Origin of the sequence: Paraconexibacter sp. (genome assembly GCF_041602235.1) — a bacterium.
Classification (GTDB): domain Bacteria; phylum Actinomycetota; class Thermoleophilia; order Solirubrobacterales; family Solirubrobacteraceae; genus Paraconexibacter.
Map to the genome: position 1 here is coordinate 1 of NZ_JBFIGP010000242.1, position 5,722 is coordinate 5,722.

Here is a 5,722-nt window from a genome sequence, read left to right on the forward strand (position 1 = left end):
CCGATCGACACGCCGCTGACCGACGCCGCCCGCGCCGTCCCGGTGCACGGCGAGAAGATGGTGCAGGCGATGAAGGACGGCACCCTGCTGCGGCGCCTCGGGACGACCGAGGAGGTCGGGGCCGCGGCGGCGTTCCTGTGCGCCGAGGAGTCGAGCTTCGTCACCGCCGAGACGCTCGGCGTCAGCGGCGGCATGGGCATCGGCGGCTGAGTCAGCGCGGGGCGAAGCGCACGACGTGCTCGCTGCGGTCCTCGTCGACCGCCCCGTCACCGATCAGCATGTCGAGGTGGCCGAGCACCTCGGAGAGGGTCAGGAACGCCTGGGTGATCGCGACCTCCCCCCATCGCTCGGTCGCGATCTCGTGCGCGCTCAGGGGTCGCCCCGCGCGCCGGAGGAGGTCCAGGAACTCCTCGGCTCGCCGGGCGTGGCCCGCCAGCCGGGCGTCGATCAGGTCGCGATGGCCGAGGACGGGACCGCCGTGACCACCGAGCGCGACGGTGACCTCGAGGTCCCACGTTGCCCGCAGCGAGGAGCGGTACTGCAGCAGCGGCGTCGGGCGGTGCCGGTCCGCGGGCCAGGGGCCGAGCGGCTCGCCCATGGGCCGGGCGATCACGGCGTTGGACGAGATGTCCTTGAGCAGGTGGTCCCCGGCGAGCAGGATCCCCGTCGACGGCTCGTGGAGGATCGTGTCCGAGGGGGAGTGCCCCGGACGCCACCCAACGACGAAGGTCCGGTCGCCGACGGTGAGTGTCTCGCCGTCGAAGACCGTGCGGTCGACCGACGCCGGCGCACCCCACCCGCGGACGACCGACGCGACGGCGTGCAGCGCCTCGGCGACGTGCGGCTCCACGCCGTGGCGGGACATGAGCAGGAAGGCGTCGTCGTCGTCCTGCTCGGAGTACACGGCCCATTCCTCGAGCACGGGCGCGAGCAGGTCCAGGCACACCAGCTCGGCGCCGCTGCGCCGGGCGATCTCCCCCGCGAGGCCGATGTGGTCGATGTGCTGGTGCGTCACGAAGAGCACCTCGAGGTCCGCGATCCGGCGGCCGAGCGTGCGGAGGCCCGTCTCGAGCGCACCCAGCGAGGTGGCCGCGTTGGGCCCGGCGTCGACGAGCATCAGCCGGTCGCCCTCGACGAGATAGAGGTTGACGTCGCCGATCGCGAAGGGGGTCGGGACGGGGATGCGGTGGATCCCGGCCTCGGCGGCGATACGCAGGGCGTCCTGGTCGGCGCCGTCCAGCTTGCTCACGGGCACCGCGCCGAGTCTACGGATCCGCGGTCGTCGGCGACCGCTCATGTCGATGCTTGATCGTCTTGTCCGGACAGACTGTAGGATCTCCGGATGCCGACCGCGACACCCTCTCCGTCCAGGATCTTCACCGACGACCACGACGCGCTGCGGGAATCGCTGCGCGCGTTCATGGACCGCGAGGTGCGGCCGCACGTCGAGGCCTGGGAGGAGACCACCTTCCCGGACGCGATCGTCCAGCGCATGGGTGAGCTCGGCTTCCTGGGCCTGTCGATGCCAGAGGAGTACGGCGGGCAGGGCGGTGACTACTTCTGCAACCTCGTGCTCGCCGAGGAGGTCGCCCGCGCCGGCAGCGGCGGGTTCCTGATGGGCCTGTCGGTCCACACCGACATGGTCATGCCCCCACTGCTGGAGTTCGGTACCGAGGAGCAGAAGCGGCGTTACCTGCCGCCGGGCATCGCCGGGCAGAGCATCTACGCGCTCGGCATCACCGAGCCGGACGCGGGATCCGACGTCGCGGCGATCAAGACGCGCGCCGTCCACGACGCCGCGACCGACGAGTACGTGATCAACGGCTCCAAGACCTACATCACCAACGGCCACCGCGCCGACATGATCGTGCTCGTCACGAAGACCGACCCGACCGCCGGCTACGGTGGCTTCACCCTCTTCCTGGTGCCGATGGACACCCCCGGCGTCATCCGCGAGCAGAAGCTGCAGAAGATGGGCATGCACGCGTCCGACACCGCGCTCCTGGCCTTCCAGGACGTCCGCGTGCCGGCCGCCGCCGTGCTGGGCGAGGTCGGCAAGGGCTTCCAGCACATCATGTGGGAGCTGCAGGCAGAGCGCTGCATCGCCGCCGCCGGCTGCCTGGCCTACGCGCAGTACGCCTTCGACACGACCCTCGCGTACGCGAAGGAGCGCAGCACCTTCGGCCGGAAGCTCGGCACCCATCAGGCGATCCGCCACAAGTTCGCCCAGATGGCGACGGAGCTCGAGGCCACCCGCAAGCTCATCTACGCCACCGCCGCCGACTACGCAGCGGGCGCCTACAACGTGCGGGAGATCTCGATGGCGAAGCTCAAGGCGACGCAGGTCGCCTGGGAGGTCGCCGACCAGTGCGTGCAGATCCACGGCGGCGCCGGCTACATGAAGGAGTACTCCGTCGAGCGCGTCATGCGCGACATCCGCCTGTACCGCATCGGCGCGGGCGCCGACGAGATCATGCTGGACGTCATCGGCAAGTCCTACGGGCTGTAGGCCCCGATCTCCTGCAGACCCTCGGCGACCGCCCGGTAGGCCTCGGGGTTGGCGAGCATCCCGAGGTGGCTCGCCGTGATCGTGACCCGTGTCGCGTGCGGCTCGTCGACGAACCCGTGGTGGACGATCCCGTCACGTGGGGAGTGGACCGCGACGTGGCGCATGCTCCCGGGCAACTGCTGCGTGAGCTGCTCGCGGAACCGCTCGCAGCAGTCCCCGTAGAAGCACGAGATCCCCATCATGCCCGGGACGCCCGCCGTGCCCAGCGCGGCGACGGCGAACGCCGGAGCGAGCACCGCCACGTTGCACGCCGTGAAGTCCAACGGTGGCTCGCCGAGCGTCACGATGCCCGCGACCAGGTCCGGCCGCCGTACCGCCAGGACACGGGCGAAGTGCCCACCGCGACTGTGCGCCACGAGCGCGACCCGCTGACCGGTCCGGGCGTGGATCCTGCCGACGCGCCGCTCGATCGCCGAGACCGAGAACTCGCCGCACGCCGTGTTGAGGCGCCGGGTCGCCCGGTGCGGCCGGTAGCCGCTGCGGGCGAGCCAGGACCCCATCATCCCGAAGGCGCTCGCGCTGGTCAGGAACCCGGGGAGCAGCAGGACCGGGCGCCCGTCGCCGGACACGACCCCTTCCCCGCGGTACACCGGCGAGCGGCGCAGACCGGCGTACTCGGCCATGACACCGGCTTCGTAGAGGATCCCGCGCACGTCCCGCAGCGGGTTGCGCAGCACCAGCCCCACGGGCAGCCCCGGGGTGTTGGCGCTCACCTCACGCTCCGGCGTACAGGGTGCCCCAGATGACGTCGGCCAGACCGGTGGCGATGGCGTCGATCCGCTTGGGCGTGGCACCCGGCGCGAGCTGGAGCGTCGTGCGCTCGATCATCCAGCTCAGCGCGGCCGCCGTGTCGGCGGCGGAGACGTCTCGCACGGTGCCGTCCTTCTGCCCGCGCTGGATCAGCTTGCGCAGCGACGCGACGAAGTCCTCGACGCTCTCGCGGTACATCTCCCCCACGTCAGCGTCGTACACGGCCGTCTCCGCGACGGCGGCCATGACGACCTCGTTCTCCTGGAACGCCTCGAGGATGCCCTTGATCGCACCCTTCACGTCCTCGTAGGTGACCTCCCCGCGGTTCTCGAACCACGGTCGCGCGCCCTCGTAGAACGAGTGCAGGGTCGAGGCGCCGATCGCGCGGAGCAGCGCGCCCTTGTCCTCGAAGTACACGTAGAACGTCGACCGGGCCATCCCCGCCTCGGCGACCAGGCGCTCGACCGACAGCTCCGTGAAGCGCTCACCATCGGTGACGAGCTTGGTGATCGCCGCGCGCATGCGATCCTCGATCTCGGTCTTGCGGTCGGCGCGCGCCGCTTTGCTCCTGCGTGTGGTCGATGCCATGTCCCGCCATCGTACAAGTTGTCCGGACAGAGGTGGCGACCGGCTCCGGCGACGAACGGCCCGATGGGACTCAGGTGCCCGGGCGGCCGTCGCTCGAGCCGGGGTCCCGCCAACGCAGCAGCGACGGGTCCAGCAGCTTGTGCAGACCACCCTCGGGCAGCCAGGCCAGCGTCTCGAGTTCCAGCGCGTCGAGGAACCCGACCTGCCCGGTCCGGAGGTCCTCGATCCGCAGCCGTGGGTCGTGCCCCTCGTGGTCGACGCTCAGCCGGACCGAGGCGAACTCGCTCTCGACGATCTCGTCGCGCATCAGATGAGGAACGCCAGGGTGTTGAGCGGGCGCTCGTTGTCGATGAGAACGACCTTCTTGCGGGCCATCCGCAGCTCGCCGTCCCCGGCGCGGCGCAGCACGTACTCGCTGCGCCCGGCCCACATCGTCGTCCCGCGCTCGCGCGACTCGACGACGAGGAAGTTGGCGCCGACCGCGATGTCCTGTGGAAGCTCCGGATGCGGGTCGAGCAGCTCGACGTTGCTGACGAGACGACGCAGGTTCGAGGGCGGAGCCTGCGCGTGGCGCTTGCCGGTCTGCAGCTGCTTGATCCTGGTGCCGATGCGCGCGCGGTTGTCGAACAGGACGGACATCTGCCGGGTGGGATCGGTGTCGGCCCCGTTCGCGGGCACCCAGTAGACCGCATCGTCCGTCCAGAGGGACTCCCAGGCGTCGTAGCGCAGCTCGTCGGCGTAGCGCGCTTCGCGGTAGACGAACTGCTCGACCTCCTTGAGCAGGTCGACGTCCAGGACGGTGCTCATCGCGACGCCTCCATCAGCTCGCGGTAGTGGCGCCAGATGCCACGCTGGGGCACCTCGTCCGTGGCGTCCCCGATCAGGAAGCCGTTCTCGTCGCGCCGCTCGCGATGGGTCCCGCGCTTGATCTGCAGCCACTCGGGGGACAGGGCCTGGACGCCGCGTTGGTTGCGCTCGTACATCTCGGTGTCGTCGGCCAGCAGGAAGCCGGCGGGGCCGACGGATCCGATCGTCTGCTGCAGGAGGCGGCGGTTCATGTCCTCGCACCCGGGGAACTGGACGGCGGTGACGTGCTGCACGGTCTGGTCGACCGCGGTCGGCTGGATCACGAAGAGCTGGATCTCGGCGATGAACAGGTTCGGGAAGACCATGACGTGCGGGGCGCCGTCGATGAGCAGCTCGCGTGCCTTGTCCGCGCCGCGCGCCTCCTCGAGCTGGCGCACGTAGTCCGGGACCTTCGCCGGGTCGGTCCCGAACCACCCCAGCGGCTGCCCGATCCGGCGGAACTCGGGACGCAGGTCGTTCTCGCTGTGCCCGCCGCCGAGGTCCCGGCTCACCGCCGTCGACTTCTCGCCGTACAGGTCGCCGATGCCGCTCTTCGCGACGCTGAAGATCGAGGAATGCACGAACTGCGGGTGGTAGCCGTCGGTCTCGTTCTCGAGCAGCATCTTCCAGTTGGCCTTGGCCTTGTGCTGCAGCCAGCCGGCCGTGAGGGCCACCTCCCCGCAGGGCGACAGGTCGCACAGCCGGTCGAAGGCGTCCGCGGCGGCCCCGAGATGCTCACGGAGCGTCGGGTGGTCGGGATCGGTGCCGAACGAGCCGAACACGAAGCCGCGATAGCTGTCGATGTGCGGCACCCGGCCCAGCCCGAGATCCTTCTTCGCCTCGCGCCCGCCGTAGCCGGAGTTGAAGGGGTAGCCGAGGAGCTGCCCGGTGTTGGAGAACGTCCAGCCGTGGTACGGGCAACGGAACGCGTTCGAGTTGCCCTTGGCGGCGTCACACACGAGGTTCGCA

At 70.4% G+C, this 5,722-nt stretch carries 8 protein-coding genes; 2 read left to right on the plus strand and 6 right to left on the minus strand.

Features of this window, described 5'->3' with window-relative positions; genetic code table 11:
- On the plus strand, window positions 1-210 hold a 210-nt coding region (locus tag ABYE80_RS16060; RefSeq protein ID WP_372791314.1), incomplete at its 5' end, for an SDR family oxidoreductase.
- Between the two features lies 1 nt (window position 211).
- On the opposite strand, the gene ABYE80_RS16065 is transcribed toward ABYE80_RS16060, so the two are convergent.
- Window positions 212-1,255: an MBL fold metallo-hydrolase gene (locus ABYE80_RS16065; RefSeq protein WP_372791315.1), complete on the minus strand. Its 1,044-nt coding sequence runs from the start codon at window positions 1,253-1,255 to the stop codon at window positions 212-214.
- 87 nt (window positions 1,256-1,342) lie between these two features.
- Between ABYE80_RS16065 and ABYE80_RS16070 the strand changes: the two genes are divergently transcribed.
- Window positions 1,343-2,509, plus strand: a complete 1,167-nt coding sequence (locus tag ABYE80_RS16070; RefSeq protein ID WP_372791316.1) for an acyl-CoA dehydrogenase family protein — start codon at window positions 1,343-1,345, stop codon at window positions 2,507-2,509.
- Here ABYE80_RS16070 and ABYE80_RS16075 read toward each other — a convergent pair.
- From ABYE80_RS16075 to ABYE80_RS16095, 5 genes are all read right to left on the minus strand, one after another.
- Window positions 2,497-3,282, minus strand: a complete 786-nt coding sequence (locus tag ABYE80_RS16075; RefSeq protein WP_372791317.1) for an esterase/lipase family protein — start codon at window positions 3,280-3,282, stop codon at window positions 2,497-2,499. The two genes, ABYE80_RS16070 and ABYE80_RS16075, sit on opposite strands and share 13 nt — an antisense overlap.
- A 1-nt stretch (window position 3,283) precedes the next feature.
- Window positions 3,284-3,907, minus strand: a complete 624-nt coding sequence (locus ABYE80_RS16080; protein WP_372791318.1) for a TetR/AcrR family transcriptional regulator — start codon at window positions 3,905-3,907, stop codon at window positions 3,284-3,286.
- 70 nt (window positions 3,908-3,977) lie between these two features.
- Window positions 3,978-4,202 carry a hypothetical protein gene (locus ABYE80_RS16085; protein WP_372791321.1) on the minus strand — a complete coding sequence of 75 codons (225 nt, stop codon included), beginning with the start codon at window positions 4,200-4,202 and terminating at the stop codon, window positions 3,978-3,980.
- Between the two features lie 11 nt (window positions 4,203-4,213).
- Window positions 4,214-4,714, minus strand: coding sequence for an aromatic-ring-hydroxylating dioxygenase subunit beta (locus tag ABYE80_RS16090; protein WP_372791319.1), 501 nt, complete (start codon window positions 4,712-4,714; stop codon window positions 4,214-4,216).
- Window positions 4,711-5,722: aromatic ring-hydroxylating dioxygenase subunit alpha (locus ABYE80_RS16095; protein WP_372791320.1), on the minus strand; the 1,012-nt coding region annotated here is incomplete at its 5' end. The genes ABYE80_RS16090 and ABYE80_RS16095, both read right to left, overlap by 4 nt.

Excerpts from the sequence above, each read along its gene's own strand:
- ABYE80_RS16070 (WP_372791316.1), top strand. The coding sequence starts at position 1,343 with ATGCCGACCGCGACACCCTCTCCGTCCAGGATCTTCACCGACGACCAC.
- ABYE80_RS16080 (WP_372791318.1), bottom strand. The coding sequence starts at position 3,907 with ATGGCATCGACCACACGCAGGAGCAAAGCGGCGCGCGCCGACCGCAAG.
- ABYE80_RS16090 (WP_372791319.1), bottom strand. The coding sequence starts at position 4,714 with ATGAGCACCGTCCTGGACGTCGACCTGCTCAAGGAGGTCGAGCAGTTC.